This is a genomic window from Niveispirillum cyanobacteriorum, from assembly GCF_002868735.1.
Classification (GTDB): Bacteria; Pseudomonadota; Alphaproteobacteria; order Azospirillales; family Azospirillaceae; genus Niveispirillum; species Niveispirillum cyanobacteriorum.
In genome coordinates this window covers 2,839,659-2,856,005 of record NZ_CP025611.1, presented here as the reverse complement: position 1 = coordinate 2,856,005, position 16,347 = coordinate 2,839,659, and the positions used below count along the sequence as shown (strand labels likewise).

At 65.3% G+C, this 16,347-nt stretch carries 14 protein-coding genes; 2 read left to right on the top strand and 12 right to left on the bottom strand.

Features of this window, described 5'->3' with window-relative positions; genetic code table 11:
* Positions 1–40 precede the first annotated feature (40 nt).
* Positions 41–1,051, top strand: a complete 1,011-nt coding sequence (locus C0V82_RS13240; protein ID WP_102112707.1) for a sensor histidine kinase — start codon at positions 41–43, stop codon at positions 1,049–1,051.
* Here the strand turns inward: C0V82_RS13240 and C0V82_RS13235 are convergent, their stop codons facing one another.
* The 6 genes from C0V82_RS13235 to tssH form a co-directional block, all read right to left on the bottom strand.
* A complete protein-coding gene (locus tag C0V82_RS13235) occupies positions 1,052–1,744 on the bottom strand; it encodes an SPOR domain-containing protein (RefSeq protein WP_102112706.1) in 693 nt (230 codons plus the stop codon).
* Complete coding sequence (locus tag C0V82_RS26910) at positions 1,741–2,571, bottom strand: hypothetical protein (RefSeq protein ID WP_158659915.1); 831 nt, start codon at positions 2,569–2,571, stop codon at positions 1,741–1,743. Before C0V82_RS26910 ends, C0V82_RS13235 begins: the two co-directional genes overlap by 4 nt.
* A gap of 74 nt (positions 2,572–2,645) precedes the next feature.
* Positions 2,646–3,035: a DUF4280 domain-containing protein gene (locus C0V82_RS13225; RefSeq protein ID WP_102112705.1), complete on the bottom strand. Its 390-nt coding sequence runs from the start codon at positions 3,033–3,035 to the stop codon at positions 2,646–2,648.
* Positions 3,036–3,038: 3 nt separating this feature from the next.
* Positions 3,039–3,659 (bottom strand): toxin-antitoxin system YwqK family antitoxin, encoded by a 621-nt coding sequence (locus tag C0V82_RS13220; RefSeq protein ID WP_102112704.1) that lies wholly within the window; start codon positions 3,657–3,659, stop codon positions 3,039–3,041.
* Positions 3,660–3,670: 11 nt separating this feature from the next.
* Entirely contained in the window at positions 3,671–5,662 is a 1,992-nt protein-coding gene (locus C0V82_RS13215; protein WP_102112703.1) for a type VI secretion system Vgr family protein, read from the bottom strand.
* Positions 5,659–8,358, bottom strand: a complete 2,700-nt coding sequence (gene tssH, locus C0V82_RS13210; protein WP_102112702.1) for a type VI secretion system ATPase TssH — start codon at positions 8,356–8,358, stop codon at positions 5,659–5,661. The genes C0V82_RS13215 and tssH overlap by 4 nt, the downstream gene beginning before the upstream one ends.
* Positions 8,359–8,522: 164 nt before the next feature.
* Between tssH and C0V82_RS26905 the strand changes: the two genes are divergently transcribed.
* Positions 8,523–9,395 (top strand): hypothetical protein, encoded by an 873-nt coding sequence (locus C0V82_RS26905; RefSeq protein ID WP_158659914.1) that lies wholly within the window; start codon positions 8,523–8,525, stop codon positions 9,393–9,395.
* 102 nt (positions 9,396–9,497) lie between these two features.
* Here C0V82_RS26905 and C0V82_RS13200 read toward each other — a convergent pair whose 3' ends face one another.
* From C0V82_RS13200 to tssC, 6 genes are all read right to left on the bottom strand, one after another.
* On the bottom strand, positions 9,498–10,544 hold the full coding sequence (locus C0V82_RS13200) for an eCIS core domain-containing protein (RefSeq protein WP_102113418.1): 1,047 nt from the start codon (positions 10,542–10,544) through the stop codon (positions 9,498–9,500).
* 90 nt (positions 10,545–10,634) lie between these two features.
* Positions 10,635–11,669 (bottom strand): type VI secretion system baseplate subunit TssG, encoded by a 1,035-nt coding sequence (tssG, locus tag C0V82_RS13195; RefSeq protein ID WP_102112700.1) that lies wholly within the window; start codon positions 11,667–11,669, stop codon positions 10,635–10,637.
* Positions 11,633–13,483 carry a type VI secretion system baseplate subunit TssF gene (tssF, locus tag C0V82_RS13190; protein WP_158659913.1) on the bottom strand — a complete coding sequence of 617 codons (1,851 nt, stop codon included), beginning with the start codon at positions 13,481–13,483 and terminating at the stop codon, positions 11,633–11,635. Before tssF ends, tssG begins: the two co-directional genes overlap by 37 nt.
* Positions 13,473–14,048: a type VI secretion system baseplate subunit TssE gene (gene tssE, locus C0V82_RS13185; RefSeq protein WP_158659912.1), complete on the bottom strand. Its 576-nt coding sequence runs from the start codon at positions 14,046–14,048 to the stop codon at positions 13,473–13,475. Before tssE ends, tssF begins: the two co-directional genes overlap by 11 nt.
* 202 nt (positions 14,049–14,250) lie before the next feature.
* A complete protein-coding gene (locus C0V82_RS13180; protein WP_054166685.1) occupies positions 14,251–14,751 on the bottom strand; it encodes an Hcp family type VI secretion system effector in 501 nt (166 codons plus the stop codon).
* 78 nt (positions 14,752–14,829) lie between these two features.
* Entirely contained in the window at positions 14,830–16,272 is a 1,443-nt protein-coding gene (gene tssC / locus C0V82_RS13175) for a type VI secretion system contractile sheath large subunit (RefSeq protein WP_102112697.1), read from the bottom strand.
* Positions 16,273–16,347 lie beyond the last annotated feature (75 nt).

The following is a 16,347-nucleotide window of genomic DNA, read 5'->3' as shown; positions in this document are numbered from 1 at the left end:
CTCTCTTTCCTGTTCGCTGCCCTGATGCGCGGAGGCGCCCATGGACACGGTACGCTGGCTGGCATCCGCGCCCAACAAGGCGGCCTTTCGGGTGGCCTTTGCATTTGTCGCCGTTTCGTCCCTGTGGATCGTCTTTTCCGATCAGGCGGCCAAGGCCATGTTCGGCGACGTGACCGAACTGTCGGCCTTTCAGACCGCAAAGGGCCTGTTTTATGTCGGCGTGACGGGGATGATGCTGTTCCTGCTGGTCCGGTTCCTGGTAGGCCGTCTGGCCGACCGGACGACAGAGGCGCTTGGCGCACGCGAGGCAGCAGCCGAGGCGATGCGACAGGCCGGCATCGAAAGCCGCGCGCTGGAACGCGCCAAAAGCCAATTCCTCTCCTCGGTCAGCCATGAGTTGCGCACACCCTTAAACGCCGTCATCGGCTTTGCAGACATGCTGGGCGACCCAACCCTGCCCATGCCGGCGGACCGGGTGCGCGATTATGCCGGGGAGATTTCGGCCGCTGGCCATCATCTGCTGGAACTGGTGGAAAGCATCGTGGCCTGCGCAGAGGCCGAAACGGGCCACGCCCTGACCCCGGAACCGCTGGACCTGCGCGAAGAGGTGGGGCGGGTGGCCGGACAGGCGCGGGTGCGGGCACAGCATCGCCGCACGGCGGTGGAAAACCATGTGCCCGACGGGTTGATCGTGAAGGCCGACCCGCTGGCCTTGCGTCAGATCCTGTTCGCCCTGCTGGACAATGCCGTCACCCACACGCCCGAACATAGCCATGTCCGCATCGATGGGGAGGCGACGCCGGCGGGGGAGGTGGTGGTCAGCATCGTTGATGATGGGCCGGGCCTGCCGCCGGAAGTGGTGATGGGCATGGGCCGCCCCTTCCTGCGCGGTGGCGATCCGCTGACGGCCAGTGTCGGCGGGTTGGGCCTGGGCCTGTACCTCGCCACCCTGCTGACCAGCCGCCATGGCGGACGCCTGTCGGCGGACCGCCCCGACAACGGCCAGGGAACCCGCATCCGCATCGCCCTGCCGGCGGGGATCGCAGCCTGATCACTTAGCGGGCGGTGCGGCCCAGCTGATGACGATGACCTCAATCCCTAGCAGGGCCGACATCTCCCCTGCCACGCGCTTGGCCGTCGCCTCGTCCGGCTGTGGGGCCAGGGTGACCAGATACCAGGGCGGCATGCCGGCATAGTCGGCCATGACGATCTGGGGCCGGTATCCCTTTTCCGTCAGACGCTTGGCAAAGACCGTGGCGCTGTCCTGGCGTGTGAACCGGCCCAGCTGTACCGCCAGGATACGGGTGGAGGGGGGCGGTGCCGGTACCGCCGGCTGTGGCGGGGGCGGCGGTGGGGGCGGTGTCGCGGCCTCTGCCGCCAGCGGTCCCATCAGCGGCGATGACACGGGCTGTTGGGGATCAGCGGCACTGGTGACGTCGGTTACCATGGGCGGCGGCGGTCCGACGGGAATGATGGGGGGCGGGTCCACAATGGTGCCTTTGGTCGGCGCCACCGCGTCCGGGGCATCCTTGGGCGCTGTGTCCGCCGGCCCCGCAGTAGCACCTGGCACCGAATCGGCCTTCGCTTCCGTTGCCTTGGCCGCTTGCGATAAAGTCGGCGGCTTCCCGGCGGGTGCAGCGGACGGTACCGGCATGTTCAGCCCGACCAGCAGGCCGATGCCAAAGGTCAGCAGACCGAACAGCAGGATACCGGATAGGATGAGGATCAGACGACCGCGCGTCACCGGGGCAACCCGGACCAGCGCACGGGCGGCGGGGCCATGCCGGCCCGCGCCATCTTCGCCTGCGCCGGTGCTGCCGCCGGGGCGGGTGCTGCGGTCGGCGGCACGGGTGCCGACGGCGCCGGGGCGGCAGCGGACACCGCCGGCTTGGCCGCTATCGGGGCCGGCGCGGACTTTACCGGGGCCGGCGGTGTCGCGGCGGCGACTTTCACAGCGGGCCGGGCGGCAGGCCCTTCCTTCGCGGCGGCAGGGGCCGGCGCCGCCGTGGGCTTGGCCGGGGCAGCGGGTTTTTCCGGGGCCGTGGGGGCGGACGGGTCGCGGCGATCCAGGAAGGTGCCGCGCTGCATGCCCACCCCGCCCATCTGCAATTTCTGCCAGGGCTGGAACCGCTCCACAGGCAATCCCGCCTGTCCCTTGAACGCAGCCATGGGTTGATAGGTGCCGGAATAGTTGCTCCACCATTCCAGCGCGCCATTATCGAATCGGGCCGTCCCGGCATACAGCACGGGCCGCCCGGCGGCGATGGCGGCATGGCCTACCTTGGACGAAACCAGCGTTTCCGCCTTGGCCTGCGTCTCCCCTGTGACCCGCACGAAATTATAGGTACCGTTGGGCCGGACCATGACGCCGCGCCCGCTGTCGCGCACCTGGAACCTGTCGGCCGTGGCACGCACCAGGGGATCGCCTGCCGTCGCCGTCTGCTGGCCACCGCTGGGTCCGGGACGCAGCGCCTCGAACGTCTTCAACCGCTGCGCCACGGCGGCACCCGGCCCCGCCGGCAGGGCCGGACGGGCTGGGATCGGGGGCTTGCGCGCAGCGTGGCCGGACATGCGGTCCTCGGGCTGGTGTATCAACAGGGATGATAGGGGAACTGGGGTCCTGACTCAACCGGTGGCAGTCAGTGTCATGGGACCTGCACGGTCGCCTGACCTGCGAAGTTAATGGCGATCGACCCGCCCCAGGCGCACATGCATTTCGATGAGTTATTCAGCGCCGGCATATTGCCGATCAGCACCGTCGGCGCCCCCACGACCCAGGGCGCCACCGTCATGGGAATGCAGGGCATGGGCGTCAGCACGCCCAGCGCCGCCGCCGTTGCCGCTGCCACCATCGGGTTGGCCATCGAGATGCAGGTACCGAACGGCATGATGTTCATCATGGGCACATAATCCATGATGTTGGCCGCCGGCATGTTGCAGGCCATTGTGCAATTGGCGGGCAGCACCATCATGCTGCTGGGCGCCGCCCCCATCGTGCATTGCAAAAGGGCGCCCATCACGACCTGCTGTCCCATGCCTTACCCGCCTTTCTTGCCAAAGAAACGCTGCCGCAACCCGGCCTTGGGCGCCGGCCCCGCCAGCGGCGCCAACGGCCCCTGTGCCAGACCCTTGTCGAAGATTACCCGTTCTGGCTCCGTGCCGGCCGCCCCGAAGGTCAGCACCTCGCCATGCAGCATATTGGCGACATAGGTGGACCGGCGCAGCAGGCTGCCATCGGGATTGAACTCCTCCACCGGGCCATGCATCTGATCATCCTGCCAGCTTTCACGTCGAAACAGGGTGCCATCGGGCCGGAAAATCTGGCTGTCGCCCGACCGTTTGCCGCCGACAAAGCTTGTCACCGCCGTCAACCGCCCGGCAGGATCAAAGCTGCGCACCTCCCCCTGCAGCAGGCCGTTGACATAGGACATCTGTACCGCCGGTCGTCCCGCCTGAAAGATGGTGGACGGGCCGTGGAGCGTGCCCTGATGAAAGCTCATCCGCGTTTCCGGAACGCCATCGGCGTCGAACGTTTCCATCGCGCCCTGCAGCACCCCACCTTCCATAGTATAGCGGCGACGGACGGTCCCGGCCTCGTCCCGGTCCTCCATGGCTACCGGCGGTTCGGGCGGCGGGGCGGGTTGCTGCTGTTCGTCCATCACCGCCCCCCTCAATTGATCTTCACCAGGCCACCCTTGACGGTCAGCATGCCGCCGCCATCAATGGTGCCCGTGGCGGATCCCTTGACCGTGGCGCCGACATCGCCCTGCAACGTGGCGTTCAGGCCCTGCACCTTGGCATCGGTCGATGCCTTGGCCGTCAATGCCGTTCCCGCCTTCAAATCCATACTGGTACCCGATTGCACCGTCAGGCCTGTGCCGGATTTCAGGGTCACCGATCCCCCCGCCTCAATGGTGATATTGCCGTCAACCTTGAGCGAGAAATCGCCGCTGACTTTCCAGGTGACCTTGTCCTTGTTGGTCTTGGTCTCCCCCCCTTCGACGGTAATGGCGCGGGTCCCCTTCACCCCATAGGTTTCCTTGCCCTTGGCCACCGAAAAGGTGCGATCACCCTCGGTGATGGTCAGGGTGTCATTGCCCTTGGTGATGGTGGTGGCGCGGTTGCCCTTGTCGAGCGTCAGGGTGTCGTCGGCCTCGTTGATCGTGGTGGTGCGGGAGTTTTTAATCAGGACTTTCATGTCCTTCTGGGCCTGAAGATAAATCTCTTCACTGTCCTTTTTATCCTCGAACCGCAGCTCGTTATAGCCACCGCCACCTTTGGAAGTGTTGGTCTTGATGGTGCTTTTCGTCTGGTCGTCGGGCAGGGTGTAGGGCACCTGCTGTTCGCCATTATAGACGGAACCGGTGACCAGCGGGCGGTCGGGGTCGCCCTCCAGAAAGCTGACCACCACCTCCTGCCCCACGCGCGGCAGGAAGAAGGCACCCCAGTTCTTGCCGGCCCAACCCTGGGCCACCCGTACCCAGCAGGAGGAGTTTTCGTCCTTCTTGCCGACCTGATCCCAGTGGAACTGCACCTTGATGCGGCCAAATTTGTCCGTCCACACCTCCTCCCCCGACTTACCCACCACAATGGCCGTCTGGGTGCCGGGAATGCGGGGGCGCGGGGTGCGGCGGGCGGGCCGGAAGGTGGTGTCGGCGGGCAGCGCCTCAAAACTGTTGGAATAGCCGCCGAGGCTGACCGAATGGCTGACCCCGTGCAGGACATAGGCGGCATTAGCATCGCTGCGCGGATGGCCCGACAGGGTGAATTTCAACCCCGCCGCCACGCCGCGCACCGTGGAAGACCCCGATGCCCGCTTGGCCGCGACCTCCAGCTCTGCCAGCCGCACCTTGCCGCGCGCGTCGCCCGCATCCTTCTTGGTATAGCCACCGGGATACTCATAGACCTGCAGGCTGCCGGTGCCGGCAACATTGACCTTCAGCTCCGTCGACGGCGTTTCCAGGAAATAATCGTCTGTCTGGTACTTGCCCGGCACCATCGCGGTCTCAAGCAGGAAGCTGTCGACCCGGTCATCCTCCAGCCATTCCTTGCCCGATGGCAGGGGCAGATAGGGCAGGGTCGCCAGTACCGGCAGGTCTTTATGGGCGCTGGCATCATCGGCCAGGACCAGGGTGTGCGTCCCGTCGGCGAAGGTGAAGAACCAGAAGATCCCCTCGTCCTCCATCAGGCGGCAGACGAAATCCAGGGCGGTTTCATTATACTGGACGCAATATTCGCGCGCCGTGTAGCTACCGGTCAGGCTGTCCTTGAAATCGGAAAAGCCCAGATCGCCGAATACCGCCTTCACGATCTCCGGCACGGACTTGTCCTGGAAGATTTTGCAGTCCGCCGTCAGGCCCAGTTGCCACAGCCAGGGGCGCAGTTGCAGGGAATAGGTCTTCTCCATCTGCACGGCGCGCACGCAGATACCGTTAATATAGCGCTTGGTGCTGTCCGGTCCCGTCAGGGTGACGGTGACCGACTTGCCGACCACCTTGCTCATGTCCAGCGCCGCATCGGATGCAATGGCGGTGATGTCGAACTGAAACAGTTCGCAGATCCCCTCCCGCCCCGTCAGTTCGCGCAGGATCAGCTTGTCGGCGCCCAGCGGCGTCGTGATCGACAGCGACTGGCCGCTTTGCTTCTGATCAGCGTCGCTCATCGCCGGGCCGCCGGTCGGTCGAATTGGATGCGAATGTCACCATCGTCAGCCACCGTCACATGCGCCATGTCGATGGTCTCCCCCATCGACAGCCGGTCCAGGATGGTGGCCGACATCTGTGGCAGCAGGCCGTTGGTCAGTATCTGATCGATGGCACGGGCGCCGGACTCCACCGCCTGACAGCGCGACAGGACATGGGCCACCAGACTGTCATCCCAGCTCAATTCCGCCTGATAGGCATCATCCATCCGGCGCTGAATACGGGCCAGCTTCAAGGTCACAATCTCCCGCAACCGCCCCTCATCCAGCGGCAGATAGGGCACCACCACCATCCGGCCCAGCAAGGCCGCCTTGAAATGGCGCAGCAGGTCAGGGCGGATCAAGGCCTCCAGAACGTCAGGCCCCGGCAGCGGGCCGGAACGGCGGGCGCGGTCGATGATGGCGTCGGAACCGATATTGCTGGTCAACAAGATGACGGTGTTCTTGAAATCCACCAGAATGCCCTCGCCATCCTCCAGCATGCCCTTGTCAAACACCTGATAGAACAGCTCCAGCACGTCTGGGTGCGCCTTCTCCACCTCATCCAGCAGGACCACGGAATAGGGGTTGCGCCGCACCGCCTCCGTCAGCACGCCGCCACGGCCATAGCCGACATAGCCCGGCGGCGCGCCCTTCAGGCCGGAAACGCTGTGCGCCTCCTGATATTCCGACATGTTGATGGTGATAACGGACCGTTCGCCCCCGAACAGGGTTTCGGCCAGCGCCAGCGCCGTCTCCGTCTTGCCCACGCCCGAGGGCCCTACCAGCAGGAACACGCCCGTGGGTTTTCCCGGTTCGGCCAGAGAGGCGTAGTAGGTGCTGATACGCTTGGTGATGGCGTCCAGGGCCGCTTCCTGCCCCACCACCCGCTCACCCAGCTTGGCGCGCAGGTTGCGCACCACGGCAATGCTGTCGGTCAGCATGCGGCCGACAGGAATGCCGGTCCAACCCGACACGACCGACGCCACGGCCCGGTGATCGACCGACAGCGGCACCATGGCGTCGGTGGCCTGCAACTGCTCCAGCTCCAGCCGCAACCCGTCCAGCTTCGCCTTCACCCGCGTGAAATCCGCGCCGTTCAGGCCACCGCCCGCCAACTGTCCCTCCAGGTCGCGCACCCGTCCTGCCAGATCGCTCTCCTGCTGCCAGCGCTGCTGCAGGTGGGCTTCCTCCTCCTCGGCCTTGGCCTGTTCATCGGACAGCGTATCAATCCGGTCGGCATGGTCGCGGCCCAGCGCCGATTCCCGGCCCAGCAGGGCAATTTCATCGGACAGAAGCTTGCGGCGGCGCTGTGCCGCCTCCAGCTGCGGCGGCGGTCCGCTGCGGGCGATGGCGACACGGGCACAGGCCGTGTCCAGCACCCCGATGGCCTTGTCCGGCAATTGCCGTCCGGTGATATAGCGATGCGACAGGCGCACAGCGTCGGACACCGCCTCATCCAGGATACGTACGCCGTGATGGGCCTCCAGCTTGGCCACCAGCCCGCGCAGCATGGCGATGGCGTTCTTCTCATCCGGCTCCTCCACCTTCACCACCTGGAAACGGCGGGCAAGGGCGGGGTCCTTCTCGAAATATTTCTTATATTCGGCCCAGGTGGTGGCCGCGATGGTCCGCAGCTCACCACGCGCCAGGGCGGGTTTCAGCAGATTGGCCGCATCGCCCTGCCCCGCCGCCCCGCCGGCCCCGATCAGGCTGTGCGCCTCATCGATAAACAGGATGATGGGCTGGGGCGATGCCGCCACCTCCTCGATCACCTGTTTCAGGCGGTTCTCGAACTCACCCCGCACGCCGGCACCGGCCTGCAACAGCCCGAGATCCAGCGACAGGACGCGGACATTGCGCAGCGGCGGGGGCACCGACCCTTCGACCACGCGCTGTGCGAACCCTTCAACCACCGCCGTCTTGCCCACGCCGGGATCGCCCGTCAGGATCGGGTTATTCTGGCGCCGGCGCATCAGCACATCGACCAGTTGCCGAATTTCCGGCTCACGCCCCACCACGGGATCGGATTTGCCGGCCCGTGCCTGAGCCGTCATGTCGATCGTATAGGCATCCAGCCCCGGCGTCGGCCCACCCGCCAGCTTCACCCCCGCCGGGGCAGCCGGTGCCGCACCCTGCATCATGGCCGGCTTCGGCGCAGGGGCGGCAACCGGGGCAGAAGGCGCCCCGCCCCCGCTGCCCGCATCCTCTGCCGTGCCCCGCACCAGTTCCTTCAAATCCTCCACCAGTCGCCCGCGCGGAATTTTCGTCAGCAGCGGCACCGGCTCCAGCAGCAGACCACGCAGCGCATCATCGTCCAGCAGCGCCTTCAGGATGGCGCCCGAGCGTACCTGGGTGGCCCCCAGTTCCAGCGACGACACCAGCCAGGCCGATTGCAGCAGCCGCACCACATGGTCGGAAAAGGCCGGCGTGCGGCTGTTTCCGCGTTTCAGCCGATCCAGTGCGGTGGTCAGCTCCTTCTGCAACGCCCCCGCATCGACACCGTAATAGCGCAGCACGGGCGTCAGATCGCCCTCCCCCCGCTCCACCAGCTTCAGTAGCAGATGCTCCACCTCCACGGCGTAATGGGTCTGGGCCAGACAGAGCTGTGCGGCCCCCTCCATGGCCCGCTTGGTCAGGGGGTTCAGGCGGGCGATCAGGGTGGCGATGGAGGACATGAGAGATTCCAGCCTTCTGCGGGATCGCGTGATCCTAATGGATGCAATGGGAAGGCGCAAAGGTCAGCCGACCCGGTTGGCACGAAAGAAGGCAAACAAGCCTCGGGGCAGTACGCGACAGGAAGTCCGTCGCCCTTACGCGCCAGGATTGTATTTACCGTATATTGAAGGCATGGTGGCATTCAGAAATTTCTGGAGGCATTCCTGTGGCCAAACCACCTCCAACGAAGTTCGGCAGCCTACCGTCAACCACCGGCGGAACCCGGTCTCATCCGGGCGTGGGTATCCAGCCGAAGATGGCTCATCCTTCTCTCGGCGCCGGCTCCCGCCCGCCGGTGGCGCCGCCGCCCGTGACATGGCCGGGAAAGACTGCTTCCTCGGCGCCCCTGCAGTTGAAGGCGGAGCCTTGCGGGCCGAAATGTCGGCATGCCCCGCCACCGATTGCCCCCACGCGCTGGGGCGGCACGACACCTGTCGCGCAGGCAATGTTCAGCGGCACCACAAGTGGTCAGCTCAACAACAACCAGATCAATTCCGGGTTCGGCACCTTTGCCCAGGTGAATTTCACCCCTACCCAGTCCGTTATCACCCAGAGCTATAAGCCATCCGCAACTTATGAGGATTTGGTTGGCGAGGATCTGGTCGATGATGAACATAATCACGCCGAAGATTATGTCACCAGTCTGGTTCCGCAGCGCTGGATAGAACTTGGCTGTCCCCAGAGCCGTGTACGCTTCGATCTCTATATCACCTCCAGCCCCTGCTCCAGCGATCAAGGCACCAGTGGCAAAGACGAGGGATGCGCCGAAAAACTGGCCCGGCTTTACGAGTCGGGCATTGGCGTCAAGGACATGTCCGGCATGACCCATACCGTCTATTTTCAGATCGGAACCCTTCGCGTGAAAAAGCTTTACCGCCCGAAGGTCACAGGGGCGGCAGAAAAGTCCTTCCAGGCGCTTTTCATGCTGAAGCATATGGGCGTCTGCGAACGGGTGGTGATCGAGAAGATCGGCAAAAGGACCAACGTCACTCTGTGACGTTCGACGCACGAAGCGCATCAGACGGTCAGTGTCTGGTCTTGTAGAATGGCTGAGGCGAATGTCGAAGGGCACCCCAGACATAGACCGGGCCATTCCACCTCAAATCTTCCGGTACCACTCACGCGGGCTTTTCACCTTCGCGCCGGCAAAATCATCCACGCCCGCCGCCCGTGCCACATCCATGGCGAAGCTGCTGCATTGCTTACGGGCCAGGCTGAACTGCGCGCCCTTGCGGTATTCGGCCACTTTGCCCATGGCCTGTTCGGCCTGTTCGCGGCTTATGGCGTAGGAACGGGTGCGCACACCGGGCTTGGTGAAGGCGGCGGCATCATCATGCACCCGGCCCGGCACACCCGCCGTCAGCTTGCCCAGGTCGCGTCTGGCATCCATGTTGGAGAAGCCGGCGGGGGAAAAGCCGAAGGACTGACGCCCGCCGCCCGGCTTCTCAATGGCCACGAAACCATGGCCCGCCATACCATCGGGCAAACCCTTCTCCTGATGCAGATAGCCGCCGACGATCAGACGGTAACCGCCGGCATCAGGGGCCTTCGGCGCCTTGGGCTGGGCCGGACGCGGCACACCGGCCCCGCGCGGTACCAGACCCGGCGCCGGCTTGGCCTGCACGGCTTCCGACACACGATGATTGGCGGCACGCGCACCCATCCGGTCGGCCTCTGCCTCCAGATGCAAATCCTGGACGACGGCGATGCCGCTGCCGAACGGGTTGCGCACCCGCCCCTGCCGCTGCTGCACCACATGCGTCAGTTCATGGCCCAGCAGGGCCAGACCCTGCGGACTGTCGGGATTATACTGGCCGGGTGCGAAATACAGGCTGGAACCCATGGTAAAGGCGAGCGCACCGATGCTGGCCGCCTCCGACCCGACATGAACCCGCACGTCGGAGAAATCGGTCCCGAAGAAGCTTTCCATCTGGCCGCGGACGCGTTCGGGCAGGGGCCTGCCGCCACCGCCGGGCCGGATCAGACCGGGGGGCAATTGCTGGGCGCCGGGATGACCACTGCCATGCCCGCCGGATGCCATGACGACACGGACATGCCCAGGCCCGCCAGCCGTCAGCCCGCCCAGCGTTCCCGGCAGCTTGGCGCCGCCGGCCCCGAACCGTCCCTGTATCACTGTCCCGGCCATGACCTTGTCCCCCGGTTGGTCCAACCTGTCCGCCAGACCTCTGATCCTACCCCAGCCCTGGTACCCGTCAAAGCGCGAAGCATGGCCCCCTCACACCAACCGCTGGGTGAGAACCACTTCACGCTTTTCGCGCGCCGGCAGCCATGCGGTGCGGCCCAGAACACGGTCCTGGCGGTCGGGTTTGAACTCTACCGCCGGTACTTCCTCTGCCTTCAGGCGCAGGCGCAAGGTGATGCCCAATTCGGGGCCCGCATGCAGGGCCACCAGATCGGCCAGCGCCCGGGCCGCATCCCCACCCGGCAAGAAGGCGCGGAAGGTGGCAAGGTCCAGCGGACCCAGTTCCACCGTGATCCCCGCCCCCTGGTCCCAGACGCGTCCGCCCAGGACAGCACCGATGCCCAGCCTGGCATTATCGCCCTTATCGCCCAGGCGCGTACGGTCCTCCGGCTCCAGTTCCATCCAGTCGCCGGTCAGCGGCTCCACCCGCACCGGCACCGCGAAATGCACCATCAGCAGCCGTTCCAGCCCGTGCTGGCTGGCCACGGGCCGGTTCAGCAGGCCTGTGTGCCGGTAAAGCGACCGGTCGGGCACTGACAGGCGACGGCGCAGCGGCTCCACCCCCAGCCCGCAGAGTGCAGCCAGCCAGTCGGCCATGCCCGTACGCCACGGCGCCTTGCCGGTCACATCCGGCCGGTGCGCGCGGCGCGACCGTACCAGCAGGCTAGCCAGCCGGTGGTTGAACAGGTCCAGGAAATCGCGCATGGCGGCATCGCCAGCCCGCACCCGGTCGGCCAGCAGTTCCGATACCGGCGGCGGCAGAGGGGCGAAGGGCCCCCCCAGGCCCAGGAAATTGATCTTCGCCCGGAACCGCGTGCGCCCCGACGGCATTTCCCGCCGGTCGATCCGTTCCAGCGGGTCGGCAGACGGACGCGCGCGCAGGCTGGCATGGAAACGAATGGCTTCCTGCCCGGCATCGGCCCCCTCGCCCACAGGCACAGGTGCGGCCCCGCCGCGCGCGGCGTCGCGTTCCATGATCAAGGCCGCCTGATACAGGTCGAACCATTCCGGGTTCGACCTGAGCTGGCTGATCAGAGAATGTTCCGTTCGCCAACCCGCGCCGGCCATCGCTTCCACACCCCTTCACGCTGCACGCTTTTCAGCACCAGCTGGCTGAAACTGTTGACACGTCCATAGAGCGCCAGGAACCGGTCCAGGACACTGGCCAGAAGATAGGCGCTGCCGCCCGCGAACTGACTTTCATCGATGGTCAGACTGATTTCCGTGCCCCGCACAAAGCCGCGCCAGGCCTCATCCCCCAGCCGGCGTGTCACGGGGCGCGACGACAGGGCCGTCATGCCGGCTGCTTGCTGATGCACGGCGGCACCACAGCCATCGCCATAAAGCACCATGATCTCCCTGAGCGCACGCAGGGCCGACCCGCTGCCATCATCGGCCAGCGACAGATGGTTGAGGGTCAGGGCTGACACCAGCTGCCACAGGGTTTCGCCCTGCTCGGGCGCGCTGATCTGCGGTGTGGGCCGGGTGAGACATCGCACACCATCCGGCTTGACCGGCGCATCCACCTCCAGGTTCAGGACCGTGTCGGGCGGCAGCTGTTCGGCCATGCCCCGGTTGGTACAGAGCGTGTGGGCAAACAGGGTGCGCGTGGGCGGCAGCGACGGGTCAAGCGCCAGATCGACGAAGGACAGGAACATGTCCGTCCCCGGCATGTCGGCCCGCACCGTGGGCCGCCGCCGCGCCATCCAGAAACAATCGGGTGCGGCCCGTACCGCCAGATGATCGTAGGAGAAGAAGGGACGCACCAAAGCCGTCTCATCCGCCCGGTTCATGACGGCGGACACCTTCTGGATCGAATGGATTTCCGTGGAACGCTCCCAGCGGCTGTCGGGCAGCAGGCGGTATTCCGACTGTGTCTGATCCAGACGCAGCGGCTCGCTGGTCTTGGGGAACAGGTTGATGATGGGCGCGCAGTTCAGGCGCACCGTCACCCGCTCCAGCCGCTCCGCCCGTTCCGGCTGCTGATCCAACAGGAAGAACAGATCCACCTCCGCGCCCTTGGGCCAGGTGGCGGGATTACCGTCCGCATCCTTGAAATCCACGTCCAGGAACAGGAATTTCTGCGGAAACACGAAATATTCCCGGATCAGGCGATAGCCCTGATGCGCATGGTCCGGAAAGCGCAGCAAATCTTCATCCGGCGCGAAGCCGACAGGCGACAGGCAATCACGCTTCAAGGTGGCGGTCGGTTCCCCGCCTTCCGTGGCCGGGGCCAGAACGACGGCGCGCGACTGGTCCAGCAGCATTTCCATCAATTGCCCCGCCACCGCCGGCTCCCCGTCCAGGAACAGGCGCAGGCGGTCGGGCTGCATGTCGGCGAAGGTCAGGTTGCCCTGCGCCCGCAGCCGCAACCGCCAGATGGCGGCACCGCCAAGCCGCGCCAGGAACGGGAACTTCTCCGGTCGCAGCATCTCCTGCCGCACCACCTGAACCGGCCACAGCTTCACCGGGTAACAAGTGTTGAAGCGGCAGGTCAGCCCGTGTGAGGGGCTTTCAACATGCAGCGCAATATTGTCGGGCAGGTGGAACCCCTGTGCGGCGCGCGCCTGACCAGGGTCCACCTCGAAATGCGCGATGGCGGCACTGGGCACCGGGGCCGTCAGGGCGGGATAAAGCGTATCCAGCAGGGCTGACGGGATCAGCGGGAATTCCGCATCCAGCGTGCGCTGGATGCGGGCCGTCAGAAAGGCAAAGCTTTCCAGCAGCCGTTCGGTATGCGGGTCACGGCTTTCATGGCCGTTGAAATCCAGCCGCCCCGCCACGCGCGGATAGGTGCGGGCAAACTCCGCCCCCTCGTTGCGCAGATACATCAGTTCGCGTTCATAGGCCGCGAACAGGGCCTCGGCCTCGTCACGCGGCATTGCGACCTCCCGAGGCGTTAGGGAGCAGCACGGGAAAACTGACCGGCTCGATGCGGTCATCCAGCCGGATGGAACCCGTAATCTCCACCAGCAGGGCCCGGCGGTCATGTTCGGGCGGCAGCACCGTGAACCAGGCCCCCTGCCGGCGCAGCCCCTGATTGGGTGGCAGCGAAGCGGCGCGCTGCGACCATTCGGTCAGGAACGCTTCCTTCAGGGCGGGCGTCAGGCGCGACACATGCACACGTGGCGACAGCAGCCTGGGTTCGAAGCTGGCGATCGCCATCTCCAACTCGGTCACCAGGGCAGCCTCTGACGTGCTGTCGAAGGGCTGGAAACCTGACAGATCAGGAATGCCGTAATCCAGGGTCGTGCGCCGACGTCCCGCCATCACCTCGCGCGGGCGCGGGCAGCGTGTGTTCAGCAGCAGCGAAATCTCCCCCGCGATGGACAGGATCAGCCCGTCGCGGTCCAGCATGGACTGCGCACCTGCCGCATCCTCCGTATCGACCAGCCGGTCGAACAGCGGCGCGGCCACACTTGGCATCAGGCGGGGACCCGTTACCATGCATCCTCCCGTCGGGGCGGCACCCAACATCCGGGCACCCCCGATTGCCGCATCTGGCCTCGACCCTGTCCCCGGCATACCCTTGCCGGGGACAGGACGGCGGCGACTGCCGCCGCGCCGCACGTGCGGCGTAGCCAAGCCGCCGGATGGCGGCGCCGGCGATTGAGGCCCGGTGATCGGTACCGATCACCGGGAACTGGCATTAAGACACTTCCTGCTTGATCAGGTCGTGCTTGACCGGCTGGGCGCCCTCGCCCGTGCCGTCATCTTCCTTCTGCGGGATGTACTTGTACTCGACAGTGCCGTAGGAGAGCGTGATCGTCTCCGTCGGGATGTCGCCGGTGCCGCCGCCGATGGACACGTTGGAGACGATGATCTTCTCCATCGTGATCACCAGATATTCCACCGGCTTGTTATCGCCGTTGGACCGGTAGGCGGAGAAGACGCCCTTCTGGATGTGCTTGCCGCTCCAGCACATTTTCAGCAGGTCGTCGGTCGACGCATCGATGTACTTGGTGAAGGAGAAGTCGGAGTGGTTCGCCTGCTCCACGGTGCCGCCGCCCGCACTGCTGCGGGTGGGCGAGGTGGGCTGGTTGAAGGAATGGCTCCAGGACAGGACCTGGATCTCTTCCTTGTGGGAACTGTCGGTCGACTCACCCTTGATATCCGGGGTGGTCAACTTCAGGAACATATTGCCGGCCATGGCCGCTCTCCGTCTCGATGTCTGTTCGGTCTATGACAGGGCGGAACCGGCCAGAAGACCCGGCCGGTTCCCCAGGGATCAGGCAGCCGGCGCCGGCAGTTCGGCGACGAGGCGGATGGAGGCGGTCAGTTCCTCCAGCTGGAAATGCGGCCGCAGGAACACGGTGGCGCGGTAGGCGCCGGGCTTGCCCGGTACGTCGAACACATCGACGCGGGCTTCGCGCAGCGGATACTTCGCTTTCAGTTCCTGGCCGGCATCGTCCTTGCCCAGCACGTAATCCATGATCCAGGTGTTCAGGAAGGTCTGAACATTGTCCTTGGTCATGAAGCTGCCGACCTTGTCGCGCATGATGACCTTGATGTAATGCGCAAAACGCGAGGCGTTCAGCACATAGGGCAGCATGGCGGAGATACGGGCATTGGCATTGGCCGCGTCCGTATTGTACTGGCGCGGCTTGTTGGCCGTCTGACCGCCGAAGAAGGCGGCATAGTCGGTGCCCTTGCAATGGACCAGCGAGATGAAGCCGAGATCGTTCAGCTCCTTCTCGCGGCGGTCGGTGATGGCGATCTCCGTCGGGCATTTCAGCGCGACATCGCCCTCATCCGTGCGGAACGTGTGGGCGGGCAGGCCTTCGACCTTGCCGCCGCCTTCAACGCCGCGGATGGCCGCGGTCCAGCCATGCTTGGCAAAGGCGTCGGTGACACGCTGGGTCAGGACATAGGCGGCATTGCCCCACAGATACTTCTTGTGGTCACGACCGTCCGTGTCCTCCACGAAGTTCACGCCCTCCACCGGCTTGGTGTCGGGACCATAGGGCAGGCGCAGCAGCACATGCGGCAGCACCAGGCTGACATAGCGGCTGTCCTCGCTGTTGCGGAAGGACCGCCACTTCACCAGCTCCATGCTCTCGAAGATCTTGGACAGATCGCGCGGCACGCCCAGCTCGGTGAAGCTGTCCATATCAAACAGGCGCGGGCTGGCGGCGGAGATGAAGGGCGCATGCGCGGCGGCAGCGACGTTCGATACCAGTTCCAGCAGCTTGACGTCGTTGGGATGGCGGCCGAACTCGTAATCGCCCATCAGCATGCTGTAGGGGTTGCCGCCGAAGGTGCCGTACTCTTCCTCGTACACCTTCTTGAACAGCGCCGACTGGTCGAACTCGACGGCCTTTTCCAGGTCCTTCAGCAGCTCTTCCTTGGTGATGTTCAGGATGCGCAGCTTCAGGCTGGTGCTGGTCTCGGTGTTGAAGACCAGGAAGGACAGGCCGCGCCAGGTGGCCTCCAGCTTCTGCAGGTCGGGATCGTGCAGGATCTCGTTCAGCTGGGCTGACAGCAGATCGTCGATCTCGGCGATCTTGTCATTGATCAGGGCCACAACGTCGTTGCCGACAGTGCCACCCTCTTCGGCCAGCACGGAATTCACGAACTCGGCAACCAGATCGCGGGCAAATTCCTTCTGGCTGTCATCACGCGCCAGCTTGCCCTCGACAATGATCTTGTCAAGCAATGTAGTATCGGGCATCGCAAAGCCTCCATCGGCTTGGCCGGCACGCTTTCATGGGCGCCGGCCCGGAATTGTTTCAAGCGGGTGCCGGCG

Excerpts from the sequence above, each read along its gene's own strand:
- tssF (WP_158659913.1), bottom strand. The coding sequence starts at position 13,483 with ATGCCGCGTGACGAGGCCGAGGCCCTGTTCGCGGCCTATGAACGCGAA.
- tssC (WP_102112697.1), bottom strand. The coding sequence starts at position 16,272 with ATGCCCGATACTACATTGCTTGACAAGATCATTGTCGAGGGCAAGCTG.
- C0V82_RS13220 (WP_102112704.1), bottom strand. The coding sequence starts at position 3,659 with ATGGACGAACAGCAGCAACCCGCCCCGCCGCCCGAACCGCCGGTAGCC.
- C0V82_RS13200 (WP_102113418.1), bottom strand. The coding sequence starts at position 10,544 with ATGGCCGGGACAGTGATACAGGGACGGTTCGGGGCCGGCGGCGCCAAG.
- C0V82_RS13240 (WP_102112707.1), top strand. The coding sequence starts at position 41 with ATGGACACGGTACGCTGGCTGGCATCCGCGCCCAACAAGGCGGCCTTT.
- C0V82_RS13180 (WP_054166685.1), bottom strand. The coding sequence starts at position 14,751 with ATGGCCGGCAATATGTTCCTGAAGTTGACCACCCCGGATATCAAGGGT.
- C0V82_RS13225 (WP_102112705.1), bottom strand. The coding sequence starts at position 3,035 with ATGGGACAGCAGGTCGTGATGGGCGCCCTTTTGCAATGCACGATGGGG.
- tssH (WP_102112702.1), bottom strand. The coding sequence starts at position 8,358 with ATGTCCTCCATCGCCACCCTGATCGCCCGCCTGAACCCCCTGACCAAG.
- tssG (WP_102112700.1), bottom strand. The coding sequence starts at position 11,669 with ATGGCCGGCGCGGGTTGGCGAACGGAACATTCTCTGATCAGCCAGCTC.
- C0V82_RS13215 (WP_102112703.1), bottom strand. The coding sequence starts at position 5,662 with ATGAGCGACGCTGATCAGAAGCAAAGCGGCCAGTCGCTGTCGATCACG.
- C0V82_RS26910 (WP_158659915.1), bottom strand. The coding sequence starts at position 2,571 with ATGTCCGGCCACGCTGCGCGCAAGCCCCCGATCCCAGCCCGTCCGGCC.
- tssE (WP_158659912.1), bottom strand. The coding sequence starts at position 14,048 with ATGGTAACGGGTCCCCGCCTGATGCCAAGTGTGGCCGCGCCGCTGTTC.